The organism is Bradyrhizobium sp. Unk1 (assembly GCF_059512345.1).
On the sequence record NZ_JCAMOP010000220.1, the window covers coordinates 1 to 562 of the forward strand.

The following is a 562-nucleotide window of genomic DNA, read 5'->3' on the forward strand; positions in this document are numbered from 1 at the left end:
TCGTAGAACTCGATCGCCTTGGCCTCTCGGTCGATCTCGCGAACCGCAAGACCCATCGCGACGCGCATGAAGAAGGCCTGCGGCAATTCGATCCGCTTGCCGCGGACGTGCAGGAAATAGCGGTCGTACAGCGTCTGAAGGCCGAGAAACTGGAAGTTCAAGTCGCGCTCGGGCTTCAGCGCCGCGGCGATCCGGCCGAGATCGAAACGGGCCAGTTCCGGATCGAGCAGTTCGGCGGCGATACCGGTCTTCACATAGGCCGGGAAGTATTCGGCATAGCGGGTCGCCATGTCCGCCTGCGAGGCGGATGTCGGCAGGCCATGGACGTAGGACAGCACCTCGCCACGGAGTTTGTCCAGCAGCAGGCGCGCGCTGACATAGGCGTAGTTCGGCTCCTGTTCGACCAGCGTGCGAGCGGCCATGATCGAGGCCAGCGCGAGTTCGTCCTGGCTGATGCCGTCGTAGAGATTGCGGGTGGTCTCGGCGAGCACGGGTGCCGCGGAGACGCCGTCGAGACCGGCGCAGGCTTCGCCGATAATCAGCGCGAGCCGCTTGGTGTCGA

At 64.6% G+C, this 562-nt stretch carries 1 protein-coding gene; it reads right to left on the reverse strand.

Going from position 1 to position 562, the window contains the following annotated elements:
• The coding region (locus tag AC5ZFO_RS48225; RefSeq protein WP_496124301.1) for a ribonucleotide reductase N-terminal alpha domain-containing protein at positions 1 to 562 on the reverse strand (562 nt) is incomplete at both ends.